General features: G+C 34.7%; 27 protein-coding genes and 1 other RNA gene. 25 read left to right on the forward strand and 3 right to left on the reverse strand.

What is annotated here, in order from left to right:
• Positions 1 to 26: 26 nt before the first annotated feature.
• The 5 genes from AC106K_RS05365 (at position 27) to AC106K_RS05385 (ending at position 5,313) form a co-directional block, all read left to right on the forward strand.
• Entirely contained in the window at positions 27 to 2,339 is a 2,313-nt protein-coding gene (locus AC106K_RS05365; RefSeq protein ID WP_482443607.1) for a hypothetical protein, read from the forward strand.
• Complete coding sequence (locus AC106K_RS05370; RefSeq protein WP_482443608.1) at positions 2,326 to 3,486, forward strand: hypothetical protein; 1,161 nt, start codon at positions 2,326 to 2,328, stop codon at positions 3,484 to 3,486. The genes AC106K_RS05365 and AC106K_RS05370 overlap by 14 nt, the downstream gene beginning before the upstream one ends.
• Before the next feature lie 191 nt (positions 3,487 to 3,677).
• Positions 3,678 to 4,382, forward strand: a complete 705-nt coding sequence (locus AC106K_RS05375; protein ID WP_482443609.1) for a hypothetical protein — start codon at positions 3,678 to 3,680, stop codon at positions 4,380 to 4,382.
• A gap of 278 nt (positions 4,383 to 4,660) precedes the next feature.
• Complete coding sequence (locus AC106K_RS05380; protein WP_482443610.1) at positions 4,661 to 5,065, forward strand: hypothetical protein; 405 nt, start codon at positions 4,661 to 4,663, stop codon at positions 5,063 to 5,065.
• Positions 5,066 to 5,178: 113 nt separating this feature from the next.
• Entirely contained in the window at positions 5,179 to 5,313 is a 135-nt protein-coding gene (locus AC106K_RS05385; protein WP_002979182.1) for a bacteriocin-like protein, read from the forward strand.
• Between the two features lie 30 nt (positions 5,314 to 5,343).
• Here AC106K_RS05385 and AC106K_RS05390 read toward each other — a convergent pair whose 3' ends face one another.
• A complete protein-coding gene (locus tag AC106K_RS05390) occupies positions 5,344 to 5,892 on the reverse strand; it encodes a hypothetical protein (protein WP_482443611.1) in 549 nt (182 codons plus the stop codon).
• Positions 5,893 to 6,037: 145 nt separating this feature from the next.
• Between AC106K_RS05390 and AC106K_RS05395 the strand changes: the two genes are divergently transcribed.
• The 4 genes from AC106K_RS05395 to AC106K_RS05410 all read left to right on the forward strand — a co-directional run bounded on the left by AC106K_RS05395 (position 6,038) and on the right by AC106K_RS05410 (position 7,690).
• Positions 6,038 to 6,550, forward strand: a complete 513-nt coding sequence (locus AC106K_RS05395) for a YetF domain-containing protein (protein WP_047095775.1) — start codon at positions 6,038 to 6,040, stop codon at positions 6,548 to 6,550.
• A 4-nt stretch (positions 6,551 to 6,554) separates the two neighbouring features.
• Entirely contained in the window at positions 6,555 to 7,046 is a 492-nt protein-coding gene (locus AC106K_RS05400) for a GNAT family N-acetyltransferase (RefSeq protein ID WP_482443612.1), read from the forward strand.
• Positions 7,047 to 7,154: 108 nt separating this feature from the next.
• Positions 7,155 to 7,340 (forward strand): quinol oxidase subunit 4, encoded by a 186-nt coding sequence (locus tag AC106K_RS05405; protein ID WP_482443613.1) that lies wholly within the window; start codon positions 7,155 to 7,157, stop codon positions 7,338 to 7,340.
• A gap of 149 nt (positions 7,341 to 7,489) precedes the next feature.
• Complete coding sequence (locus tag AC106K_RS05410) at positions 7,490 to 7,690, forward strand: hypothetical protein (protein ID WP_482443614.1); 201 nt, start codon at positions 7,490 to 7,492, stop codon at positions 7,688 to 7,690.
• A gap of 40 nt (positions 7,691 to 7,730) precedes the next feature.
• Here AC106K_RS05410 and AC106K_RS05415 read toward each other — a convergent pair whose 3' ends face one another.
• Positions 7,731 to 8,045, reverse strand: coding sequence for a DUF4286 family protein (locus tag AC106K_RS05415; RefSeq protein WP_482443615.1), 315 nt, complete (start codon positions 8,043 to 8,045; stop codon positions 7,731 to 7,733).
• A 148-nt stretch (positions 8,046 to 8,193) separates the two neighbouring features.
• Between AC106K_RS05415 and gyrA the strand changes: the two genes are divergently transcribed.
• From gyrA to AC106K_RS05445, 6 genes are all read left to right on the forward strand, one after another.
• Positions 8,194 to 10,806 carry a DNA gyrase subunit A gene (gyrA, locus tag AC106K_RS05420; protein ID WP_482443616.1) on the forward strand — a complete coding sequence of 871 codons (2,613 nt, stop codon included), beginning with the start codon at positions 8,194 to 8,196 and terminating at the stop codon, positions 10,804 to 10,806.
• 28 nt (positions 10,807 to 10,834) lie between these two features.
• Positions 10,835 to 11,878: a tetratricopeptide repeat protein gene (locus AC106K_RS05425; protein ID WP_482443617.1), complete on the forward strand. Its 1,044-nt coding sequence runs from the start codon at positions 10,835 to 10,837 to the stop codon at positions 11,876 to 11,878.
• Positions 11,879 to 12,262: 384 nt separating this feature from the next.
• Complete coding sequence (locus AC106K_RS05430; protein WP_045497172.1) at positions 12,263 to 13,099, forward strand: 1,4-dihydroxy-2-naphthoyl-CoA synthase; 837 nt, start codon at positions 12,263 to 12,265, stop codon at positions 13,097 to 13,099.
• Positions 13,100 to 13,183: 84 nt separating this feature from the next.
• Positions 13,184 to 14,113 (forward strand): 1,4-dihydroxy-2-naphthoate octaprenyltransferase, encoded by a 930-nt coding sequence (gene menA, locus AC106K_RS05435; RefSeq protein WP_482443618.1) that lies wholly within the window; start codon positions 13,184 to 13,186, stop codon positions 14,111 to 14,113.
• A gap of 17 nt (positions 14,114 to 14,130) precedes the next feature.
• Positions 14,131 to 14,577: an SRPBCC family protein gene (locus AC106K_RS05440; RefSeq protein ID WP_482443619.1), complete on the forward strand. Its 447-nt coding sequence runs from the start codon at positions 14,131 to 14,133 to the stop codon at positions 14,575 to 14,577.
• 142 nt (positions 14,578 to 14,719) lie between these two features.
• A complete protein-coding gene (locus AC106K_RS05445) occupies positions 14,720 to 15,406 on the forward strand; it encodes a metal-dependent hydrolase (protein ID WP_482443620.1) in 687 nt (228 codons plus the stop codon).
• 115 nt (positions 15,407 to 15,521) lie between these two features.
• Here the strand turns inward: AC106K_RS05445 and ffs are convergent.
• Positions 15,522 to 15,619: signal recognition particle sRNA small type (gene ffs / locus AC106K_RS05450), an RNA gene on the reverse strand.
• A gap of 131 nt (positions 15,620 to 15,750) precedes the next feature.
• Here ffs and AC106K_RS05455 point away from each other — a divergent pair.
• The 10 genes from AC106K_RS05455 to kdsB all read left to right on the forward strand — a co-directional run bounded on the left by AC106K_RS05455 (position 15,751) and on the right by kdsB (position 26,272).
• Complete coding sequence (locus tag AC106K_RS05455) at positions 15,751 to 16,353, forward strand: DUF4199 domain-containing protein (protein ID WP_482443621.1); 603 nt, start codon at positions 15,751 to 15,753, stop codon at positions 16,351 to 16,353.
• 16 nt (positions 16,354 to 16,369) lie between these two features.
• Positions 16,370 to 17,320, forward strand: a complete 951-nt coding sequence (locus tag AC106K_RS05460) for a glycosyltransferase family 2 protein (protein WP_185288660.1) — start codon at positions 16,370 to 16,372, stop codon at positions 17,318 to 17,320.
• Positions 17,321 to 17,554: 234 nt separating this feature from the next.
• A complete protein-coding gene (locus tag AC106K_RS05465) occupies positions 17,555 to 17,902 on the forward strand; it encodes a hypothetical protein (protein WP_482443622.1) in 348 nt (115 codons plus the stop codon).
• A 188-nt stretch (positions 17,903 to 18,090) separates the two neighbouring features.
• Positions 18,091 to 18,792, forward strand: a complete 702-nt coding sequence (locus tag AC106K_RS05470; protein ID WP_482443623.1) for a GIN domain-containing protein — start codon at positions 18,091 to 18,093, stop codon at positions 18,790 to 18,792.
• Between the two features lie 173 nt (positions 18,793 to 18,965).
• Entirely contained in the window at positions 18,966 to 19,322 is a 357-nt protein-coding gene (locus tag AC106K_RS05475) for a four helix bundle protein (protein ID WP_482443624.1), read from the forward strand.
• A gap of 257 nt (positions 19,323 to 19,579) precedes the next feature.
• Positions 19,580 to 21,295: a phospho-sugar mutase gene (locus AC106K_RS05480; RefSeq protein WP_482443625.1), complete on the forward strand. Its 1,716-nt coding sequence runs from the start codon at positions 19,580 to 19,582 to the stop codon at positions 21,293 to 21,295.
• A 17-nt stretch (positions 21,296 to 21,312) separates the two neighbouring features.
• Positions 21,313 to 22,209 (forward strand): hypothetical protein, encoded by an 897-nt coding sequence (locus tag AC106K_RS05485; protein ID WP_482443626.1) that lies wholly within the window; start codon positions 21,313 to 21,315, stop codon positions 22,207 to 22,209.
• A 27-nt stretch (positions 22,210 to 22,236) separates the two neighbouring features.
• Positions 22,237 to 23,490, forward strand: a complete 1,254-nt coding sequence (locus AC106K_RS05490) for a pyridoxal phosphate-dependent aminotransferase (protein ID WP_482443627.1) — start codon at positions 22,237 to 22,239, stop codon at positions 23,488 to 23,490.
• Positions 23,491 to 24,329: 839 nt separating this feature from the next.
• Positions 24,330 to 25,316: a phosphatase PAP2 family protein gene (locus AC106K_RS05495; RefSeq protein WP_482443628.1), complete on the forward strand. Its 987-nt coding sequence runs from the start codon at positions 24,330 to 24,332 to the stop codon at positions 25,314 to 25,316.
• A 233-nt stretch (positions 25,317 to 25,549) separates the two neighbouring features.
• The gene (gene kdsB, locus AC106K_RS05500) at positions 25,550 to 26,272 is read left to right on the forward strand and encodes a 3-deoxy-manno-octulosonate cytidylyltransferase (protein WP_482443629.1); all 723 of its coding nucleotides are present in this window, start codon (positions 25,550 to 25,552) and stop codon (positions 26,270 to 26,272) included.
• Positions 26,273 to 26,351: the final 79 nt, after the last annotated feature.

The following is a 26,351-nucleotide window of genomic DNA, read 5'->3' on the forward strand; positions in this document are numbered from 1 at the left end:
TTTACTTTTGGGAAAAACGATAATACATGAGCTTTAAACTTTTAGCGATTAGACCTTTGCCTGGGTGCAATCCAAAATTTTTGAAAAATTTACAAGAGGGACGAATTTATAAATTTTATAATGATTATAAGTTTTTTAATGAGGAAGAAAGGATTGATACTTTTGATTATAATATTGATGTCGAAAATATTAAAGACGTTACAAGAATTAAACATGAAACAACAATACCAGAAAACCTGTATTATCAAGGAGAAGATACTCCACTTAAGATTAATATTTCTGCAATTGTTGGAAAAAACGGAAGTGGTAAGAGCGCAATTATAGAATTAATGACTGCATCAATTGTAAGAATTGCTTTGCAAATTGATAAAAACTTTATTGTTCCTGAATATCTATATGAAAAAGGAAAAAATAAGGAAAGCAAAATTTTATATAGAAAGAATATAAAAAAAATGAAAAATAGTCTTTCTAAAGATTTAAGTAAGCTAAATATTGAATTGTACTATTATCATGAAAGCCCTTTTTTAGAACTTAATAAGGATATTACAAGAAGTAATATTAGAAAAATAACAATTATTAATGAAGAAATATTTTTCTCAGATTATTTTAATAGTGGACAAAGTTACAATAGAAGTGGTGAGCCTAAGAATGTTTTGAAGATTCATGATATTGGAAAAGATTATAGCTTTAAAGATTTAGAATTATATCCTGTAGAAATTAATTTTTTCAAAGACTTGTTTTATAATATGATTATTAATTATTCTCATTATGGATACAATACAGAAGAAATGGGAGAATGGTTAAAAGGAGTCTTTCACAAAAATGATGGTTATCAATTACCTATAGTTATTAATCCATATAGAAATAAAGGAAATATTGATATAAATGTTGAAAAGGAGTTAGCACGCTCCAGGTTTCTTGTTAATATTCTTCAGAAAAAAGAATTAAGAGTTTTATCTGAAAACAAAATAATTACACATATCACTATAAGTTTAGATTATGAAAAGCTTTTATGGGATGATAAATTGAAAAAAGATGAAAGAATTAATATTTCTGAAAATGAAAAAGAAAAAATTTTACAAATATTATTTGAAGAATTTTATGGATTGAAGTATAAAGTACATGTTAATAAAAACAATTTTTTTTATCATTTCGCTTTAGATTATGTACTTAATAAATTAAGAAAAATTACTCATTATCCAATATATAATGAGTATGAAGAGTGTTTTTATGAAGATAAGCCTTTAAATATTGACGGAGAATTAATTAGTTCATATAAGGTTGCAAATTTTTTTTTACTGAAAGAATATATTGAAAGTTTATCGAATGATTCCAGTCATAATACAGATAAACTTAGGCAAGCTTTATTTTTTTTGAGATATACATATATAGATAAAAAAGATATTCAAAGAAATAATAAATCAAAAACTATTACAATTGATTTTTTATCTAAAAAGATAGAGGAAAGCTATTCTATTTTTTTAGATGAAGTATCTGAAACAAAATTAAGAAAGTATTTAAGTAATAATTTTTCAATCAAAGAATCCTTACCCTCTTTTTTTAATGTTGAGTATTTCTTTGAAAATAAAATCAGCAATAATAACTTTAGCAATTTTAGCTCTGGTGAGAAGCAAAAAATATTTAGCATTCATTCAGTTATTTATCATTTACGAAATTTAAAATCTGTACAATCCTACCATTTTCAAAAATTTAAAAGTTTGGAAGGTGAACATGAATTAATTACTTATAAAAATATAAATATTGTTTTTGATGAGATAGAATTATATGCACATCCTGAATATCAGAGAGAGTTTGTAAAATATTTTTTAGAATCATTAAAGGCTGTTTATAAAGTTTCTAGTACACATAATTTAAATATCATTTTTATAACACATTCTCCTTTTATTTTATCAGATATACCTAAACAAAATGTTTTATTTTTAGATAATGGATGGCCTAAAAAATATCAAAATGATAATACGTTTGCCGAGAATATTCACGAAATGCTAACTGATGGCTTTTTCATTACAAGTACTAAGGGAGAATTTGCTGTTTCAAAAGTTCATGAATTTTTACAAGATTTTAAAGTATGGATTGGGTTAGAAAAAAATTCTGAGGAATATTTAAAAGCTCAATATATATATAAAATAAAGAAAGATAATTATATTAAGTTAATTTCTTTGATAGGAGAAAAGTATCTTAAAAATATTTTAGAAGATCACTTAGACGAGCTAGCTTTATTTTTTTTAGAAACAACTCTTTTAGATATAGAAGAAGTTAGATTGAAAAAAAGATTAAATGAAATTAATATTTTAAAACAAAATAATGAGAAAGATTAATTATCCATATTTAAACAATACTACTTCAGAATTTGTAGAAATAAAAAAGAAAAACTTCATTAATGAATATTTAAAATTATTCTCAAAAAAATTAAAAAGACAAATAGACACTGCTGTAAAAAAGATAGATACTAACCTTAGTGTAGAATTGATTTTGTCTAGCAGTTTTTCAGAAATGAAAGAGTTGATAGAAAAACAGGATTTAGACGATAATAACTGGAAAGACTTAAATAAAATTTTTTACGAAAATGAAACTTATAAATATGAAACTTATCAACCTAAAATTGCAAATTTTCTTATCAAACAGGAATTAGAAATAAAAACTTGTTATTACTGTAATATAGATTTTATAAATAGTTTTACTACTGAAGAGTATAATTATATTTCTGTTGATGAAATATTAAATAACGCACCTAAGGAAGTTTTAAAAACTTTTGAAGGGGTTTCTGAAAATACTGCTAACAAAATTTTGGAAAAAAGGAAAGGAGGAAGACTTAAAGTTAAAGATATAGAATACTTGTTCCCAAAAATTGGAAAAATTGTAATCAATGAACTATCTAAAAATGTAAATATAAGAATAGCTTTGTATAGAAAGCACTTTACTTTAGATCATGTATTTCCTAAGAATGCTTTTCCATTTCTTTCATTATCCATATTCAATTTTGTACCAAGTTGTTATCCTTGTAACTCGTTGTTTAAAAAAGAGAAAGAATTTGATATTAAAAATAAACATTTGTCAAAAGTAATACCGGTTTCAGAGGATTTTATTTTAGATAAAATGTTAAAGTTTAAATTAAATTTTAATTATAAAGAAAAAGATTTCCATAATAAAATTATTAATATAAATTCTTCTGAAGATATTCTTGTTCGTTTAAAAAACTTGTCATCATTAGAAGAAGTGGATAGATTTTTAGAAATGTTTAAACTAAAATACAGATACGAATTTCATAAGAATATTTCATTTGATATTATTAATAAAAGAAAAAGATATTCTGATTCTCAAATAAAAGAAATTGCTGATATATTAGAGGAAATGGATATTAAAAGAGTTAAAAAAGATATTTTTGGCGCAGAAATTTTTGAATCTACAAATGCTCCATTTGAAAAATATAAACAAGATATTGCTGAGCAACTAGGTATAATTTAATTTCTACGATCTCACACAAAAGAATTTGCGAAAGCAGATTCTTTTTTTATTTTTATGGAAACTAAACCTAAGGGAATGAAAAACAACATGATCCTGACGTTACTCTCTTTAACGTTATTGACATCTTGCAAAAAAGAGAAAACAAATCATTCTGAAACTATAGTTCCAAAAACAGACATACGACAACTGAAGTGGAGTATAAGCTGGATAAAAATTCTATTTTTGGGGTGTATCAGCTTACGGATAAAGATATAGCCATCTGTGTTCCGGTACAGTTTGATGATAAGGATAATCATTTATCGGGCAAATACGAAGATTTTTTGGATAAAGACTCACTTCCATGGATCTATCACAAGGATATGAAAGATTATCAATATTATGATACGCTATCTCGGGGACAGCTGATTTATAATAAAAGATTTGAAGATACTTTTAAGAAAGAAATGAAGGACATCTATTTTGTGTATGGTACCAAAGCCTTTCAAAGATGTAAGATAAAAAAAGTAATTTTTCAGTCGACGGAGTGTGGTAATGATTATATTGCCTACATTCTTGATGTAGATAAAAAACTGATTGGAAACGCTCTTATTGCTTCAGAAAAAGAAATTCCACTGAAATATGGGAATAATTACGCAGAGATCAATAAGTCCATCAAAAAATCAGCTTCTAAAGAAAGTACAGAAAACATTTATGGACAAGGCAGCTACAATCCCATTGTTTATGGCAATTACAAAAATCTGTATTTTACTTATTATGATGATTTCAGATGGCACAATAAAAACGCGGATTCCGATTGTCAGTTTCCGGAAAGAGCTGTTTTTGAAACAGATGAAAAAGGGCAGGTTAAACTGCTTTGGAGTTCAGAAATGGATCTTCTCGGCCTGCCATGCCTGTAGTTGTACATTTTAGAGATAAAAGTAAACCTCCTATTTAAGTGGTTTATTTTTTATAAAATGGTCAAAAGAGAGTTGAAGATTTATGAATTTGCTACATAAATGAACTTCCAATATTAATTTTTCAATTATTTTAAAATTTTATAACACTGATAATCAATAATTTAAATTTCAATGTTAACTGAATGTTAACTCAATGTGAATTTAATATGAAATATTTTTAATAACTTTGGTTAAGAGATACAAAATAAGTTGAGTATAATATTTAAAACCAGTTAGTTATGAAAAATAAAATCCAAATATTGATCGCTTCATTTTTCGTTTGCGGGTTTGCTGCTGTTGTTAACACTGCTAAAGCTCAAGCTACAGATCATAATACCATTCAGGAGATTCAGTTGAATAGAAGTGAAACCTTTAATGATATAAGGAACAGACTGGAAGCCAATTTTGACCTTACAAACCCTGATTATAAACAAGGAACTGTCAATTCTGTGGTGAAATTTGATATTGCCAAAAACGGAAAAATTGTCAACGTTCATTCTACCGGAGACTGCAAAACCGTAAGCAAAGAAATTGAAACGGTATTAAGTGATCTGGATTATAGAGTAGACCGCAAAAAACTGACCGATAACATGGTGGCTTACACTTATGTAATGCCTGTGACAGTCGAGATTCACAATAGGTAATAAGAAGGGTTTATTATTCAATGATGTGTGAATAATGAAAACTTATAAGATTAAATTATAACAATAATAATCAGATACGTTTTAATTTTGCCAAACCATAAAATTAAAACAATATGAAAAATTTAAAGAAACTGACAAAGTCAGATTTAAAGTCAGTAAACGGAGGAGAACCTGTAAAATACTGTACATTTTGCGAGTGGGCAAATAAAGTAATTTGCAGTGATGTTCCAATCGTTCAGTGCCCGTAAAAAATAAAGCCGCTTCAAGGAGCGGCTTTTCTATTGTGAAACACTTTGTGTAAATTCTTTTAATCTTGCTTTGAGATCTTTGGAATTTCCTGTTTTATCAAAAATAATATTGTCTATTTTCCATCCTTTCTCTGTGTCTGTAAGATGTATAGTATCGATCCATTTTACTGTTGGTACAGCCATATTATATTCCAATTCTACCGGTACTTCCGCTGTTTTTCCATGAATTGTAACAGATTTGATCTTATAATTGGTAAATCCCTCATACAGGCTGGAGAAAATGGCTCCTTCAAAGATCAGAGGCTTTTCGTCAGGATGATCGCTTTTCTTTACCTTTTCTATATCTGCTTTTGAGGTATTTATTGCAACCTCCAATGCTTCCTTTAAATCCTTGGAAAATAAATCTCCCGAAACAGGTTCATTGTAAATTACCTCATTAGATTTACCGTAATGGGTGTAAAGCTCATTTACTTTTTCATGGATGGTTGCATCTGAAGAGGAAGTAGGCTGAGGTACATCCTTTTTACAGGATACAAAAAGAAGCAGGACTCCTAAAGAGAGAAATAATAATTTTTTCATTCTTAAATAATAATTCATGGAGAGAAGTCAAATCTTATACCAATAATTTCGCCTTCTGTAAACCATGAATAGTCCGTCAAAAACTATCAATATATCATTCGTACAATAACAAAAAATCAATACATTTGAATAGATAAAAAAAATAGTGGATTCCATTCTTAATGTTGCAGTTCGTTCCCTATGCGTTTACCTTTTTATGGTGATCGCTATCCGGTTATTTGGTAAAAACCAGCTTTCACAGCTTAACGCAGGAGATGTAGTGTTATTGCTGCTGATTTCTAATGCCGTTCAGAATGCAATGGTAGGACCGGATACTTCTCTGGAAGGCGGTATTGTAGCAGCTTTGGTTTTATTTGTGGCCAACTTCATTTTGAAGAGGTTAATGTTCTCTAACCGCTCCTTTGAATCCTTTATGCAGGATGAACCCGTTATTTTAATCAGGGACGGAATTGCAGATCAGGCAGCCCTTAATCGGGTAAAAATTACCGAAAATGAGCTGGAAGAAGCTATAAGAGAACATGGCATCGAAAATATCAAAGATGTAAAATTGTCTGTTTTAGAAGTAGATGGAAACATCAGTGTCGTTTCTCAGGACGAGAAAAGCAAACAGACCCATTATTCAAGAATCAAAAGAAAGTACAAAAGAAAATATCATTAATCCTATGAATTACGAATTAAGAGAAATGCTTCCCACTGATGAAGGCAGAGTCCTGGAAATTTTCAGACAGGGAGTAGATGGCGGTATTGCCACCCTGGAAACAGAAGTCCCTACTGCCGAGGCCTGGAGTATGGAATATTTCAACGACTGCCGCTGGGTGTTGGAAAATGAAAATAATGAAGTAATAGGATGGTGTGCCTTAAAACCGGTAAGCAAGAGAGAATGTTTCAAAGGAGTGGCAGAAGTAAGCATTTATTTCGATAATGAATATCAGGGGAGAGGATTGGGTTCAGTACTGCTTAAAAAGATTATTCTGGACAGCGAGGACCACGGATTCTGGACCTTACAGACCCATATCTTCTCTGAAAATGAAATCGCCATCAAATCTCATCAGAAAAACGGGTTCAGAATGGTAGGGGTTCGTAAAAAAATGGGAAAACTGAACGGCGAATGGAAAGACCTGGTTCTGATGGAGAAGAGAAGTGAAATTCTATAATGTAAGGACTAATTTCACCATAGATCATCAGTTTAGCTATTGAACTTTAATCCATTTGGCCTAAACCTTGTTATATTCTATCTATTAAATTGGAAAAAGTAGAAAATAATGAAAAATATATTGAAAATTACTGGTGTTCTGGTGGTCATATCAATGTTTACGTCTTGTGTGGCTTATGATAACGGGGGATATTATCAGACTAAGAAAATTCCGCCGGGACAGGCTAAAAAGATATACGGAGGAAGCGCAAAGGATTATGCTCCGGGACAGGTTAAAAAAAGAAACGGTTACTAAGAAAAATAATACCAAATGCCCTTTTAAAATGGGCATTTTTTTATTTAAAATGAATATTTTTTTGATTGATTTGGCATCAACATTGATTATTGTAAGGTGTAACAAAATGTGACAATACAATGAAAACAATGCTTAAGGCTTTAGGAGTCATGGCAATAATATTCATGCTGTCATCTTGTACAGCAGATGCATATTATGGAGTAAGATCACCGGGATATGGATATTATGGACCAAGATACTACGGTTATGGTCCCAGATATACAGAAAGGATATATGTTTATGGTGGACATCACGGAGGATTTCATCATTTCGGGGGAGGTCACCATGGAGGATTCCACAGATCGTATTAAAATAAAAAAAGCACTGAAAATTCAGTGCTTTTCCTTTATATTATAGTCTTGATTTTTTGGGATTCAGGAAGGTGTTGAAGATCATTACTTCCTGGCCGAATTTATTTTCAATACGCTCAGCTATATTTTTCAGCTCACTTTCAATAAAATCATTTCTGAGACCATCATTGTCAAAGATAAGCAGAAGGTTATAATTCTTACCTTCATCAATATAATCACTGTGAACTTCAGAAAGCATATATTTGCTGACATCCATCAGATTTTCGGTCATTAAAACCAGGGTTTCATCAATATAATTTTCCCATTCTTCCAGATTATTTTTCGTGCAGTGGAAAGTTATACTTAATACGCTCATATTTTAAGAATTTTTAAGATTTTGTGGATAAATTCTAACACAAAAATCGGCATTTTTTTCGTAAATTAGCCCGTTAATAAAAATTCGAAATAAATAATTTTCAGGCTTTCAGCTAAGGGTCTGACTATCATTATAATAAAATTTGTTTATGCAAAAAGAAGGAGAAAGACTGATTCCTATCAACATTGTTGATGAAATGAAATCGTCTTATATCGATTATTCGATGTCGGTTATCGTTTCAAGAGCGTTACCGGACGTAAGAGACGGCCTGAAACCCGTTCATAGAAGAGTACTTTATGGTATGTACGGATTAGGGGTTTTTTCTAATAGGAAATATTTAAAATCTGCGAGAATTGTTGGGGATGTGTTGGGTAAATATCACCCGCACGGAGATTTTTCTGTATATGATGCGATGGTGAGAATGGCCCAGGAATGGAGCTTGCGCTATCCTCAGGTAGACGGGCAGGGTAACTTCGGTTCTATGGATGGTGACCCGCCGGCAGCAATGCGTTACACCGAAGCAAGATTGAAAAAGATCTCTGATGAGGTTCTTTCTGACCTTGACAAAGAGACTGTTGATTTCCAAAATAACTTCGACGATAGTTTGCAGGAGCCAACGGTAATGCCTACTAAAGTTCCTAACCTTTTGGTGAACGGAGCTTCAGGTATTGCAGTAGGGATGGCTACCAACATGGCGCCTCACAACCTTTCCGAATCTGTAGATGCCATCTGTGCTTATATTGATAACAAGGATATTACCATCGATGAACTGATGCAGTTTATCATTGCTCCGGATTTCCCTACAGGAGGTATCATTTATGGATACGACGGAGTAAGAGATGCTTTCCATACAGGTAGAGGTAGAGTTGTTCTGAGAGCTAAAGTTAACTTTGAAGAAATTGGTAACAGAAACGCGATTATCGTGACAGAAGTTCCTTATCAGGTTAACAAGGCTGAAATGATTGCCAGAACTGCAGAACTTGTTAAAGACGAAAAGATTCCTGGTATCCATGAGATCAGAGACGAATCGGATAGAAAAGGACTTCGTGTGGTGTATGAATTGAAAAATGATGCCATCCCGAATGTAGTCTTAAACTTACTTTATAAATATACGGCACTTCAGACTTCTTTCAGTGTAAACAATATTGCATTGGTACATGGAAGACCGGAGCAGCTGAACCTTAAAGATATTATTCATCACTTTGTAGAGCACAGACACGAGGTAATCGTAAGAAGAACTCAGTTTGAGCTTAAAAAAGCAAAAGAGAGAGCTCATATCCTAGAAGGATTCATGAAGGTGATCGGTTCTCAGGATGCTTTAGACAGAGCCATTTCAATTATCCGTCACAGTGCCAACCCTCAGGCTGCAAAAGAAGGCTTGATCGAGGCATTTGAACTTTCAGAAATCCAGGCTCAGGCAATTCTTGATCTTAGATTGGCTCGTCTTACAGGAATGGAGCTTGACAAGATCCGTGATGAGTATGATGCAATCATGAAAGAGATTGCTAATTTGGAAGATATTTTAGCTAATGAAGAGAGAAGATTCCAGATCATCAAAGACGAATTGGTTGAGATCAAAGAAAAATACGGAGACGAAAGAAGAACAGAAATCGATTACTCAGGAGGAGAAATGTCTATTGAAGATATTATCCCTAACGAATCTGTAGTTCTTACGATTTCTCACGCAGGATACATCAAGAGAACTTCACTTTCAGAATACAAAATTCAAAGTAGAGGAGGTGTAGGAAATAAAGCAGCTACAACAAGAGATTCCGATTTCCTTGAATATATTGTATCTGCAACCAACCACCAGTACATGTTATTCTTTACAGAAAAAGGAAGATGTTACTGGCTGAGAGTATTCGAAATTCCTGAAGGTTCAAAAACAGCGAAAGGAAGAGCGGTACAAAACCTTATCAATATCGAACCGGATGATAAGATCAAAGCATATATCAGAACCAATAACCTTAAAGATTCAGAATATGTAAACCAAATGAGTGTAGTGATGGTAACTAAAAATGGTACCATTAAGAAAACATCATTGGAAGCTTACTCAAGACCAAGGGTAAATGGGGTGAACGCTATTGAGATCAGAGATAATGACCAGTTATTAGGAGCTTACCTTACCAACGGAACTTCTCAGATCATGATCGCTACCAAAAACGGTAAATGTATCCGTTTCCCTGAAGAAAAAGTAAGAGAAGTAGGTAGAGGATCTATTGGAGTAAGAGGAATTTTACTTGAAGATGGTGATGAAGCTATTGGTATGATTGTTGTGAATGATGTGGAGAACGAAACAGTACTTGTAGTATCTGAAAAAGGATATGGAAAGAGAACTGCGGTAGAAGACTACAGAATTACCAACAGAGGAGGAAAAGGAGTAATCACCCTGAACATTACCGAAAAAACAGGAAATCTGATTGCTATTCAGAATGTAACAGACGAAGACGGATTGATGATCATCAATAAGTCTGGGGTTGCTATCAGAATGGGAATGGATGAAATGAGAGTAATGGGTAGAAATACTCAGGGAGTAAAACTGATCAACCTTAAGAAAAATGACGAAATTGCAGCGATTGCAAAAGTAGAAATGGATAAAGATGTAGAGGAAGATTCTGAAGAATTTGAAGAAACCGGAGAAACTGAAGGAGTAATTCTGGAAGGAACAGGAACACTATTTGATAACCTAGAAGACGACAATACAACACCTCAGGCTGAAGATCAGGCAGAGGGAACTGAGAATTCCGATTCTGAAGAATAAATTGTACAATTAATATAAAATAGTTATTATGAAGAAACTGATTTTAGGAATGGCTATCGTTGCGTCTTCTCTTGCTTTCGGGCAGAAAGATAAAAAAGATGCAAATGCTTTGAATGCTCAGCTTCAGGAAGCAAACAAAACAGCTATGGATGCTTACAATGCAAAGAATTATGCAGCAGCAGCACCTAAGTTTATTGAAGTTTATGACCTATTGAAATCTAGCGGTCAGGACAACAAAATATATATGTATTATGCAGGACTTAGCCATGCATTGGCTAACAACAGTGATGCATCAATCAAAATATATACAGACCTGATTAATTCTGGATTTACAGGAGTAGAAACTACTTATACTGCAAAAGAAAAGAAAAGCGGTCAGGTAATAAACCTTGATAAGGCAACTTGGGATCTTATGAAAAAGAACCCGGATTATACCGATTTCAAAACAGAACAGACGAAAAGTGTAGAGCCTGAATTATATGAAACATTATCTTCATTACTTCTTAATGCTAAGAAATCAAATGAAGCTCTTGCGATTATCGAGAAAGGATTAGCTAAATATCCAAATAATGCTAAACTTAAAGAAGCTCAGACTACTGCCTATCTTCAGTCCGGAAATACAGATAAATTCGTTTCAGGTTTGAAAGAGCAGTTAGCGAAAAACCCGAACGATGCTACCAACTGGTACAACCTTGGGGTAATGCAGGCTAAAACTCCGGCAACGGTAAATGATGCTTTAGAATCATTCAAAAAAGCAATCGAGTTGAAACCGGACTTTGCTGATGCACACCAGAACCTGGTATATACTACTATCGGAGATGATGCTACAGTAGTAGGACAGATCAATGCGTTGAGAAAAGACAAGCCGGACGAAGCTTCTAAATTGATCGATGCAAGAAGAGAGAGATTTGCTAAAGCATTACCATACGCTGAAGGATGGTACAAAGCAGCTCCAAAAAGCCTTGATGCAGTGACTGCGTTGAAAGAAATCTACGTAGTAACGAAAAACATGGATAAAGTTAAAGAAATGAAGGCTAAAGAAGCTGAACTTACAGCAGCTGGAGCGAAATAATCATTTTTGATAACAACAGATATGAAGACCGGAGCAGAAATGTTCCGGTTTTTTATTTTTAAACAGAAAAGGACTGTTATTCTGGGCTCACGATAAATAATTGTTGTAGTTCTACGGATACATTCAGATAAGCTTATGAATTTGTATGGTTTACAAAAAATGTGAGTTTGTAAGCCCATTAGGATGTTGGATTAATTTGACAAACCTAACAGGTTTTTAAAACCTGTTAGGTTGAGTTATCAAGAGCAAAATATATTGTTTTTCCTCAAAATCCTGACCTTAAAAATCATCCTTCAAAATTTCTCCCTTTTAGTAGAGATGATCATTAAATTCACCCTCAGAAATTCTTTGCAATTCCGTATCTTTGAGAAAAATTTTTATAAGATGATCGAGTGGAAAACCGCCAAGGAATACGAAGATATTACCTATAAAAAATGTAACGGTGTAGCAAGAATTGCTTTCAACAGACCGGAAGTGCGTAACGCCTTCAGACCTAAAACAACCTCAGAATTATACGATGCTTTTTATGACGCCTCTGAAGATCCTTCAATAGGTGTTGTTTTGCTTTCAGGAGAAGGACCGAGCCCTAAAGATGGGGGATGGGCTTTCTGCAGTGGCGGAGACCAAAAAGCAAGAGGTCATCAAGGATATGTAGGAGAAGATGGAAGACATCGTCTGAATATTCTTGAAGTTCAGCGTCTGATCCGTTTCATGCCGAAAGTGGTGATCGCCGTAGTTCCTGGATGGGCTGTTGGTGGTGGGCATTCACTTCACGTAGTATGTGACCTTACTTTAGCAAGTGAAGAACATGCTATTTTCAAGCAAACCGATGCTGATGTAACAAGTTTTGACGGTGGTTACGGATCTGCTTACCTGGCAAAAATGGTAGGACAGAAGAAAGCTCGTGAAATCTTCTTTTTAGGAAGAAACTATTCCGCTCAGGAGGCTTTTGAAATGGGAATGGTAAACAAAGTTGTTCCCCATGCAGAATTAGAAGATACCGCTTACGAATGGGCTCAGGAAATCTTAGGAAAATCTCCGATGTCTATCAGAATGCTGAAGTTTGCAATGAACCTTACAGACGACGGAATGGTAGGGCAGCAGGTATTTGCCGGAGAAGCTACCCGTCTGGCTTATATGACAGAAGAAGCTCAGGAAGGCAGAAATGCATTCCTTGAAAAAAGAAAGCCGAATTTCGGAGACGATAAGTGGATCTCATAAAAAAGAAGTTAGAGGTTAGAAGCTAGATATTAGACAGAATGGTCTTACTAACTTCTAACTTCTAATGTCTAATATCTAAATAATATGATTGATTGGATAAAAGCCGCAAGGCTCAGAACTTTACCGCTTTCGTTAAGCGGAATTATTATGGGAGCTTTCATTGCAAAATGGAGGCTGTACAGAGAAGGCGGAACCTGGGACTGGAAGATTTTTGCACTGGCACTTCTGGTAACACTTTTGTATCAGATTTTATCAAACTATGCCAACGATTATGGTGATGGGGTAAAAGGAACCGATGCAAAGCGAAGCAATGAAGCAGAAGCAAGAGCAGTCGCATCAGGGAAAATTACAGCAAAACAGATGAAAAATGCGGTGATTCTTTTTTCAGCGTTGTCTTTCATTGCAACAATTGCATTATTGTATGTTGCTTTCATTCCGGAGTATATGAATGAGTTCTATATTTTCATAGGTTTGGGAGTGGCATGTATTTTAGCTGCAATTGGATATACAGTAGGGAAGAAACCTTATGGGTATATGGGATTAGGAGATATTTTTGTATTTATCTTCTTCGGTTTGGTTTCAGTATGCGGAAGTTATTTTCTGTTTACGAAGACCTTCAGCTGGGATATGCTGTTGCCGGGAACTGCAATAGGGATGATGAGTATGGCGGTATTGAACCTGAACAATATGAGAGATATTGAAAGTGATAAACTGTCAGGAAAGAACAGCTTTGCATTAAGAATCGGATTCAAAAATGCAATGATCTATGAAATGATCCTATTACAGCTTCCATTAGTACTGATCCTTATCTTTTTAGGAGTAAACGGATTTATACAGCAGCAGAATTACTATGTGTTCATCGTAATGATCCTGTTATTCCCATTGGCAAAACTGAGAAGAAGCATCATGTCGGTAAAAGAGCCAAAGGAATTAGATCAGTATTTAAAACAGGTGGGGATCATGACGTTTGTAATGGCAATTCTTACGGCAGCCGGACTTAATTTATTTAACTAAATCTAAAATAGTATATCATGGATTCTAATGTGTATGTTGAAGCTCAAATGCTTATCAGAAAGCCGGTTGAAGATGTTTTTGAAGCATTCATCAACCCTGAAGTGACGACTAATTTCTGGTTTACAAAATCTACCGGAAGACTAGAAGAGGGTAAGACAATTACCTGGGAATGGGAAATGTACGGTGTAAAAAACGTAGTGAAAGTTCACCAGATCATTCCGAACCAACTTATCAGAACAGAATGGGGCGATCCTTCAGTCAACGTAGACTATGAATTCAAAACGATGGAGAACGGTACTCTTGTTGTCATTAAAAGCTATGGATTCAGCCAGACCGGTGAAGATCTGCTGAAGGTAATTAATGACAATACAGGCGGTTTTACGACGGTTTTAGATGGTTGTAAAGCTTATCTGGAACATGGGATCAATCTGAGGCTTATCGAAGATAAATTCCCGTCGAAATAGATAAAGTAAATAAACAACGCTTTGCGTTTTAAAGAAAACACGGATGGCACGAATGCTTTCACGAGTATCACTCACCTCATTGTGTGATTTGTGAAATTATTTGAGTCATTTGTGTTTAATAATAATTGAAATTAAATTGACAATGAAAATACAATTCTTAGGGCAAAATTGCTTCCTGTTTACGTACAAGGACAAGACAATTTTGAGCGACCCTTTCTACAATTACAAAAAAGCGGAATCAGGATTTGATATTACCGCTCAGAAGATCGACTACATTCTGTTGACCCACGCGCATGGAGATCATATCGCAGATGTGGCAGAAGTATTACAGCATTATCCGGAAGCTACTGTAATCGGGGTGCCGGAAGTATGCGGTTACTTTACACAGGCTAAAAATACAGACGATGTGAACCTCGGAGGGTCTGCAAAAATCGACGATCTTAAAATTTCCATGGTTCCGGCTCACCATACAAGTTCTTTCCCTGATGGAAGCTACGGTGGTGTTCCTGTGGGATATATTTTCAGACTTCCTGAAGGGAAGAATGTTTATTTGGCTGGAGATACAGGAGTAATGGCAGATATGGAGCTGTTTCCAAGATTATACGGGAATATCGACCTTTCTATCCTTCCAATCGGAAGCCACTATACAATGTGCCCTAGAAAAGCATCTTTTGCAGCAGCAGAACTATTAAAAACTCCAAAAGTAATCGGATGTCACTTTGATACGTTCCCGGCAATTGAGATCAATCATGAAAGTGCATTAAAGCATTTCGCTGAGAAAAATGTAGAACTTGTTTTACCAAAATTAGGCGAGACGTTCGAATTTTAATCAAAACTGTATAGAGGTAATCTGAAAATTAGAAAAATGAAAATGATGCGTAAGGTATTAAAAACAAAAAAAGATAATTATCAAATTACCTCTCTTCTTACTTTAAAACAAAAAAAAATGGCAAGCTACCTAAATCACACCGCTACGACCGATTACCTTTGCTGCGTTCCCACCCTGGAGGATTCTCAGGAGCTGGTTGTTTAGGACTTGCCGTTGCAAAGGTAGGAAATATTTGTTAACTTCAAAACTTTATTAAAGAAAATTAGTAGAAAAAATGCAGTGGTAGAGCTAATCGGCTGACATTTAGGGAAATAATTTTTCAACTTTTTTCTAAAAAATTAAATATGACGAAAAGTCCATCAACACTAGGAATTATACTTTTTATTGCTACAATGATCGTTTTCTTTGTAGTATACACTTTTTTTTCAGGAATCAATTATTTTGATATATCACTGAAAGCCAATGCTTTTGTTCTGCCTCTTTTGTATGCAGGTGCAGCTTTTTGGTCCGTAAAATCATATTGGAACAACCATAGAGTGGTAAAATTTAAAGAAGCTTTCAAAAGAGCATTCGTTCCAATGTTCATTGGAGGGATTCTTTCCATCTTCAGTATTTATGCCTTTTTAAACTTTGCAGATACAGATGCCAAAAAACTCTTGAACTACCAATATGTTCAAAGACAAAAATCAGAATTGGATACAGAGTATACCACTGCAAGGAAGATCCTGAAGCATCAGAAAGATATTGATGAACTGGATCAGAAGTATAAAGAAAGGCTGCAAAGCTTTACTCCAGAGGCTGTAAAAGGAAAAGATATGCTTACCGCAAGTCATTTTTCAGGATATTTTGCAGCAATTCTTATATTTTACGTAGTTTTGTCGGTGTTTTTCGGAGCGTTTTTCAGAACAAGAACAATTCATCAACCCGAAGAAACCAATCAAGCCTAATTTTTATTAAAATTAAATGAATTTATCTATAGTTATTCCGTTACTGAACGAAGAAGACTCTCTGGAAGAGCTTTTCTCAAGAATTGATAAAGTCTGTAAAACCAGTGATTTATCTTATGAGATCTGGTTTGTAGACGATGGAAGTACGGATTTGTCGTGGAGCATTATTGAGAATATGAAAGTACAGCATCCTCAGATCCACGCCATCAAATTTTCCAGAAATTATGGAAAATCACAGGCACTTCATGCGGCCTTTTCAAGAACAAATGGGGATGTAGTTATCACCATGGATGCAGATTTACAGGATTTCCCTGAAGAAATTCCGGAATTGTACAATATGGTGATCCATGACAATTATGACATTGTTTCCGGTTGGAAGAAAAAACGTTTTGACAATGTTATGACGAAAAATATTCCTTCAAAACTGTTCAATGCGGCGGCGAGAAAAGTATCCGGTGTTTATCTTCATGATTTCAATTGCGGATTGAAAGCGTATAAAAAACAGGTAGTAAAATCTGTAGATGTATACGGAGACATGCACCGTTATATTCCGGTATTGGCTGCCAATGCAGGTTTCAGAAGAATTACCGAGAAAGAAGTGCAGCATCAGGCAAGACCTTATGGAACTTCAAAATTCGGGACAGAGAGATTTGTAAGAGGATTTTTAGATCTGGTAACCCTTTGGTTTGTAAGTCGTTTTGGCGGAAGACCTATGCATTTCTTCGGAGCAGTAGGAACAGTAATGTTTATCTTCGGTTTCCTTTCAGCACTTTGGCTGGGAATTTCAAAACTGATTGATGTAGCCAGAGGAATCTACGGACATTTAATCACCAACAACCCATGGTTTTTCATTGCACTGACGATGATGATTTTAGGAACGCTGCTGTTTGTGGCAGGATTCTTAGGCGAAATGATCATCAGAACCAACCGTGAACATAAGAACTATAATATTGATGAAGTGATATAATTTTTAAACACTAGTGTCATAAATGCTTCACAAATAGCACTATTTATTGTGATATTCGTGTCTGAAATTAGTGTAATTAGTGGTTTTTAAACTAAATATACACCACAATTAATTATAAGAACTTCATCTTAATCAATAAAGCACTCTGTCAACAGGGTGCTTTTTGTAATTTTATAAAAACTTTTATCCTCAATGTTCAAACTCAAATCAATCTTTTTTTATTTTCTTTTATTCATGATAACTTCCTGTTCATCCAACAAACTTTCCGGTTCCTGGGAGTTTATTGATATTTATGAAGGAGAAATTCGTAACACCGACACTTTGAAAACCCAAACAAACAATTCCAGATACGGAACAGGAATTCTGACTTTTTATCAGGATAAAACTTTCAGTTCAATGGGGAACAGCGGAACTTATCAGATAGAAAACAACCTGTTGAAAATGAAATATAATGATGATGAAAATATGACTCCAATGAAAATTTCCAGAGTAAGTAAAAATTATCTGCTTTTATTTTCAATGGCAGGTAGCCCTAAAACGTGGTTTTATAAAAAAGTAAAAGAAAATACGAATAAGAAATAGGTTTTCCGAAAAGTAAAAAATTGAAAATTATCAGGTATTTTATTGTCAAATGACAAAGTTTTTTACAAATTTTAATCCTATTTTTGTTAAACAATAGTATTGAAAATTTCTATGGTGAGAATAAAAAGCGATCCCGGAAATTTCAGTATTGATTCGTTATGATTGAAATAGAATATTTAAAATTAAATATGAAAAAAGTATTGTACACATTGATGCTGGTTGCAGTAGTTTCCTGTGGGAAAGTTTCTCCGAAAGGAAATATTGAAAAGAAAGATGTGGATGTTCCGGAGTTTGTAAACCTGGATCTGAATGGTAAATTCCGTGTATTTTATGCCAGAGGGCCAAAAAACTTTGTGGAAATAGAAACCTATCCGAATGTTGCCGGTAACCTTGATGTGGATGTAAAAGATAAAACACTTTTCATTAAAGAAAAAAGAGGAACAAAAGGAGTAGATTTCTACAATGTAACCATCTATTCAAAATATAACCTTGAAAAAGTAGCCGTTTCAGATTCTGTAGAAATGAATATTTCAAGTGAAATCAAAACCGATAATTTCAGGCTTAGTCTGAAAAATCATGCTACCTTTATGGGATCTGTCAACACCAGAAGAGCAGAAGTTGAAATGCATAACAGAAGCCGCGCCAACTTCTTAGGATTGACAAAAGATGCCGTGATCAAAATTTCAGATACAGCGAGTCTGATTGCTCCTTACTGGAAGATCACCAATCTGAATATTGATTCCAAAAATGGAAATTATGCAGAAGTAAATGTGAAAGACTCTCTGAAAGGAAATATTCAGAATACAGCAAAATTTATCTATTACAACGATCCGATCAGAGCGTTTAAAGTAGAAAAAACAACGAAAGTTGAAAATAAGAAATTAGATTAGAGGGTGGGAAGATGGAAGCAGGAAGCTGGAGGTTATTTTAGTTTACCGAACTTCATTTTCACTTTTTTAATCAAATAAAAATATAGAAAATAATAAAAAGGCAGAAGTCTGAATTAAGGAATGCAATATCTTCCATCTCCCAACTTCCTTCTTCCAGCCTAAAAAATAGACAAATGAGTTTCAAATTTGAAAAATTGTTAATTTGGCAGAAGTCTATGGATTTTGGTGAACAAGTTTTTAAATTGTCTCAAGGTTTTCCAAAAGATGAAGCTTTTAATCTCACTTCACAAATAAGAAGGGCAACAGATTCTATTGCTCTTAATATTTCAGAAGGGAGTATTCTGCAATCAAAATTGGAGTTTAAAAAATTTTTAGGATATTCGATTCGCTCTTTGGCTGAAACAGTAACCTGTTTATATAAAGCAAAAAATAGAAAGTATATTACAGAAATAGAGTTTGACAATCTTTATACTGAAAGTTATAATTTAATGAACCAAATTATTGCTTTTAGAAATCAGATAAAAGAATGATTAGGAGGGTAGAGGATGGGAAGATGGAAGCTGGAGGTTATTTTAGTTTACCGAACTTCATTTTCACTTTTTTAATTAAATAAAAATATTGAATAAAAGGCAGAAGTCTGAATTAAGGAATGCAATATCTTCCATCTCCCAACTTCCTTCTTCCAGCCTAATAACTAAACAAATAATAAATCAAAAAGCTGAAAGCTTGAACTGGGACAAAAATAAACCTCCCTCTTCCAGCCTCCAGCTTCCAAACTAAACTAAATATGAACACATTAGAAAAAGCGAAACTTTGGTTAAGTGATACCTTCGATGAAGAAACGAGAAATGCAGTACAGGCATTAATCGACAGCAATTCCCCGGATCTTGAAGATTCTTTCTACAGAGAACTTGAATTCGGAACAGGAGGGATGCGTGGAATAATGGGAGTAGGAACCAACCGCTTGAATAAATATACATTAGGACAAGCAACTCAGGGATTGGCTAATTATATGCTTGAGCAGTTTAAAGGAGAGGAAATTAAAGTGGCCATTGCCTATGACGTTCGTCATAATTCAAAAGAATTCGGAAAACTGGTAGCAGATGTTTTGACAGCAAACGGAATCAAAGTATTGCTTTTCAAAGATCACAGACCAACTCCTGAACTTTCTTTCACCGTTCGTGATAAAAAATGTAACGGAGGAATCGTATTGACGGCTTCTCACAATCCACCTGAATATAACGGTTACAAAGTATATTGGAATGACGGAGCACAGATTGTTCCGCCAAATGATGAAGCGATCATCAATGAAGTATATTCTGTAAAATTTGACGAAATCAAATTCAACGGAAACGATGATCTTATCGAATGGATCGGAGAGGAGCAGGACGATGTTTACATTGATGCATGTATTGAAAACTCTACGTACCAGAACGAAGGAAAAGAAAATTTAAATATTGTTTTCACATCCATTCACGGAACAACGTATACAACAATTCCTAAAGCTTTAGCAAAAGCAGGTTTCAAAAAAGTAGACCTTGTTAAAGAACAAATGATCCCAAGTGGAAATTTCCCAACCGTAGATTCTCCAAACCCGGAAGAACCTGCAGCACTGGAAATGGCTATGGATCTGGCAAGAATTACCAATGCAGACATCGTGATCGGAACAGACCCTGACGGCGACAGACTGGGAATTGCAGTAAGAAACCTTGATGGAGAAATGCAGTTACTGAATGGTAACCAAACCAATACGATTCTTACTTACTACATCCTGAACGAATGGAGAAAGCAGGGAAGAATTACAGGAAAAGAATTTATCGGATCTACGATTGTAACCTCTGATATTTTCTATGAAATTGCTCAGAAATTCGGGGTTGAGTGTAAAGTAGGTCTTACAGGATTCAAATGGATCGGAAAAATGATCCGTGAAGCTGAAGGAACTCAGAAATTTGTTTGTGGTGGAGAAGAAAGTTTCGGTTTTATGACCGGAGATTTCGTTCGTGATAAAGATTCTTGCGGAAGTATCCTTTTAGCTTGCGAAATTGCAGCATGGTGTAAAGCAAACGGTAAAACAATGTACCAGTACATGATCGATATATATAAAGATCTTGGAATGTATTATGAGGGATTGATCAATATTGTAAGAAAAGGAAAAGAAGGAGCTGAAGAGATCCAGAATATGATGAAAGATTTCCGTGAAAATCCGCCAAAAGAATTAGCAGGTTCAGAAGTTTTAGCGATCAAGGATTTTAAAGAACAAACCAGTCTTAATACCTCTACGAACGAGAAAAAGGTAATGAATGACATTCCGAAGTCTAATGTATTGATCTATTATACAGAAGACGGTACGAAGGTTTGTGTAAGACCTTCAGGTACAGAACCGAAGATCAAGTTTTATGTTTCTGTAAAAGATTCTATTTCTTCAGAAGCAGACTTTAGAGATAAATTAAAATCATTGGAAGCTAAAATTGAAGCGGTTAAGACAGATTTAAAACTGGATTAATTTCTGAAAAACAGCACATGATAAAAAATATTATAGCAGTTTGCCTACTGTCTGCAGCTGTAGTTTCCTGTAAAAAGGAAACTGCAGTTTCTGAGGCAAAGTCTGCAAACGACTCAATAGCTAAAAACGAAACCAAAGAGGATCAGTACAAACCCATTGACACAGCGTGCTCTTCAGAAAATAAAACAGAAGATTACATTAAAGCTTTGCAATGGTATCGTACTAAAATAGACAAAGAGATTGCAGGAAACAGTCCGGAGCAAAACAATAAAGTGTATGAAAACTATGTGAAAATCAGAGATAAATACACTGATTGTTTTAATACTTCTCAAACTGAGATACTTGACAAATATATTGATTATCACACAGGGCCGGATACCTATAATCTGCCGGATAACATAAAGAGAATGGCTGCCGAACTGAATAAAGTAGGTCTTGAATTCCGTGAAATGGGAGAAGGACTTACAGAAATCCATTCTTTGCCTGGATATTATGAGTCTGTGTTTAAGAATAGTGTAACTCCTGATTATGCAGCCTATATTTCACAGATGGCAAAAGATAATAAGGAAAATTATGCGGTGAATGGCGGACTTTTGATTACCTGGGAAGAATTGGGAGACCGATTGATTGTATGGGAAAATTTTATCAGTAAATATCCCAAAAGCCCACTCATCAAAGCAGCAAAAGATAATTATCACAATTATTTGCTGGATTATCTTCTGGGAATGGACAGTGATCGAATTTATGACGGTGAGGAAGGAAAAATTTACGATGATAAAAGAGAAGCTTACAATACTCTCATCAAAAAATATCCAAACTCTACTACCGCAAAAAAAACTAAAGAACTAATAGCCGCTTATGATGCCCATATACCCATGGAGCAAATAGAAGACAAAATTAATCTGAGAAGATAATAGTAGTAAATTTTAAATAAGAATAAAGTGAAAGTTTCAAAATTAGCAGCGAACCTGATCGGTTCTGAAATTGTAAAAATTGGTAACGAAGTAAATGATCTAAAAGCAAAGGGAGCAGAAATTGCCAATCTTACTATTGGTGACCTGAATTCTAATATCTATCCTATTCCGGCATTGCTGAAGGAAGAAATTCAGAAAGCCTATCAGAATAATCTGACAAATTACCCTCCTGCCAACGGACTTTTATCTTTAAGAAAAGAAGTTTCCAAAGATTTGAAAAACAGATGGAATCTTGAGTATTCCCCGAATGATATTCTGATCACAGCAGGATCAAGACCTTTGATCTATGCCGTATACAAAACAATCGTGGATGAAGGGGATAAAGTAGTATATCCTACACCATCATGGAACAACAACCACTATGCTTACCTTACTTCCGCAAATGCTGTAGAAGTAAAAACCAAGCCGGAAACAAACTTCCTTCCAACAGCAGATGACTTGAGACCTCACCTGGATGGCGCAGTTTTATTAGCGCTTTGTTCACCATTGAACCCTACAGGAACAATGTTCACAAGAGAGCAGCTTTCAGAAATCTGTGAATTGGTGATCGCTGAAAACAAAAAAAGAGGAGCAGACGAAAAACCGTTATACCTGATGTATGATCAGATCTATTCTAACCTTACTTTTGGTGCAGAACACGTAGATCCGGTTTCTCTTTTCCCTGAAATGAAAGAATATACAGTGTATATCGATGGTATTTCAAAATGTCTTGCGGCAACAGGAGTACGTGTAGGATGGGGATTCGGGCCAGCTCATATCATTGACAAAATGAAAGCACTTCTTACTCACGTTGGAGCCTGGGCACCAAAACCAGAGCAGGAAGCTACTGCAAAATTTTATGAAAACCCTGAAAATGTAAATGTTTTCGTAGAAGATTTCAAAGGTAAACTGGAAGAAAGCTTAAAAGTACTTCACGGAGGAATTCAGGATTTGAAAGGAAAAGGCCTTGCCGTAGACAGTATTGAGCCAATGGGAGCACTTTATCTTACCATCAAATTAGATTATATCGGAAAAACAAAACCTGATGGAGCTGTTATTGAAAACTCCTCAGACCTTGTATTTTACTTAATTAATGAAGCAGGTGTTGCTTTGGTACCATTCTCAGCATTCGGAGAAGATAAATCAGAACCTTGGTTCCGTGCTTCTGTAGGTGGATTAGCTGTTGATGAGATCAAAGTAATGCTTCCGAAACTGGAAAATGCTTTGAATCTTTTAAAGTAATTTTTTAAATACAATATATGCTCAGACTCCGTTCAGCAAGACATTGTTCAACATACAAATAGTATCAACAGTGTCACGCTGAGCGGAGTCGAAGCGTTTTATACCCCTATAAACCATGAAACTTCCCAGGAAATCTTTCCTTGAGACAAAATATGTATTTTTCTCAACATTAGCGATAATCACAATAGTGATTTTAAGCGTTTGGCTTTCCGGGAAAGGAGCCCATCGGTCTTTATTTCAAAATTCTATTTTATCCACATCTATATTAGCTGGGGGATTTTTTCTCTTTATCAGTCTTGGCTTGTATTATGGTTTGAAGCTAAAAGATAATGTAGGAAATATTTTAAACAGAGAGAGATTAAAAAGATATTCTGATAAAACTCCGAAAATCGATGGTTTTGAGTTTGATCCACCAGATGCTGGGGATGGAATAGGAGGGATTATCCTTTCTATTGTTTTATGGATTGTATTTTCCGTTTTACTGATATTTCTTTCCTATTTTCTGGGACTTTTCTTTTGGTCAGCGGTGTTATTTTTAGGCGCAATTTTATATTGGGTCTTTTTTCGGGCTCTTCGGCTGGTTTTCAAAAACTCGGGGAGATGCAAAGGAAATGTACTAAAAAGTCTTGGCTTCGGACTTTTATATTCCTCATTGTATATCTTCTGGATCTATGGAATTATTTTTTTGATTAAATATATAAACTGAGAATAGATCGTTTTTTTATAAAAAAATTAAATAATCCTTAAAAATTAAATAAACATTTTGTACTAAAGTCAACTTGGAATTACCTTTGACACTTTTACACAGCTTAAATATAATAGGATCGAAAATAAAAACGATGAAAAAACTGAGATTTCTGCTATTTCCAGTTTCAATACTGGTATGCTCTCAAGAGGTGGATAGTTTGAAGGTAAGTGACTTACCAAAAGAAGCAGATTTGCCGAAAGTGCAGACGTACACCTTAAAAGACGGTTCAGTAAGAACCTACCCAAAACCAAAACTATTGGATTTTGTCACCAAATTACCCCGAAACTTTATCAATACGAATAAAGATTTTGTAGCCAAAGACCATGCTTACTATTTGGGAGGAGCAGTTGCCGCCACATTGATCTTATTGCCGGTTGACCAGAAACTGATAGACAATTCCAGAGAGCTGGGAGAAAGATGGGGAATGGATAAGGATAACAACTATCACAAAGTTGGAGGTGTATTTAAAATTCCAAAAGATATAGGATCTACCCTTTACCTGATAGGAAACGGTTCTACATTAGTCTTGCTGGGAATTGGTTTCGGAACCTACGGACTGATTAAAAATGATTACAGAGCACAGGCTACGGCTAGTGGTTTGATGGAGAGTTTGATTCTTTCCGGAGTTTTTACCCAGACTATTAAAAGAATTACCGGAAGAGAAAGTCCCTTTATTGCAGAGATAAACGGTAATAAAGGAGGAGCCTGGAATCCTTTTCCAAGTTTTTCAGAATTCGGAAAAAATACATCAAATTATGATGCAATGCCTTCGGGACACTTAACGACGTTTATGGCTGGTATTACTGTGATTGCAGATAATTACCCGGATGCAAGATGGATCAAACCGGTAGGGTACACGCTGGCAGGAGCCCTTTGTTTTCAAATGATGCAAAGTAAGGTTCACTGGGCCTCAGATTATCCATTGGCTTTGTTGATGGGATATTTTATTGGAAAAACAATTTCAAAAAGCAGATATACTTCCTCAGAAGGCACCATAGGAAAGACAAAATATAAATTTGATCTTATGGCATCCCGTCAATGGGAATATAATATGGTAGGGGTAAAACTATCATTTTAATGTATCGACTCATTTAAAAATCTATACCCGATTCCCTCATTTTCATTGAAGATGGGGGGATTTTTCTTTTCTAAGACTGGTAATCATGGATTTTGATGCCGAACTTAAGCAGAATACTGCATTTTATAGAATAAACTACAATAGTTTTCACTATTTTTGGTCAGAATAAGCTTCATCATTCATCTTTTGGAAGAAGACGAAGTGTAAAAAGATTTACTTAATATCTATACTGAATGAAAATAATCGCTGTCATCCCCGCACGCTATGAAGCAAGCCGCTTTCCGGGAAAACTGATGCAGATCTTAGGAGAAAAAACCGTTATTACCACTACCTATCAGAATGTTGTGGAAACAGGACTTTTTGATGAAGTTTTTGTGGCTACAGATTCTGAGATCATTTTTGATGAAATTGTGAATAATGGTGGGAAAGCTGTCATGACGGGACAACACGAAACAGGAAGCGACCGTATTGCAGAAGCAGTACAGAATATCGATTGTGACATCGTGATCAACGTTCAGGGAGACGAACCTTTCCTGAAGCTCGAACCTTTGCAGCAGTTGATCGAAGTTTTCAAACATGATGCTCAACAGGAAATTTCCCTTGCTTCTTTAAAAATACAACTGCATGAAAAAGAAGAAATTGAAAATCCCAACAATGTAAAAGTCATTACCGACAACAACGGTTTTGCCCTATACTTCAGCCGTTCCGTTATTCCTTTTCACAGAGAGATTTCTTATGATATAAGCTATTTCAAGCATATCGGAGTCTATGCTTTCAGAAAAGAGGCCCTGCTGCAGTTTTCAACTTTAGAGATGAAGCCATTGGAAATATCAGAAAAGATAGAATGCATCCGTTATCTGGAGTATGGAATGAAGATTAAAATGATAGAAACCAATTTCATCGGAGTAGGGATTGATACACCGGAAGACCTTGAAAAAGCCAGAAAATTAATTTAAAATAACCAAAGACAGCAGAGCAAATTGGCCAATCAGCTTTTTCACCTTTTTGCAATTCTGCATAAATCCCCCTATATTT

Source organism: Chryseobacterium sp. FR048, assembly GCF_056844665.1.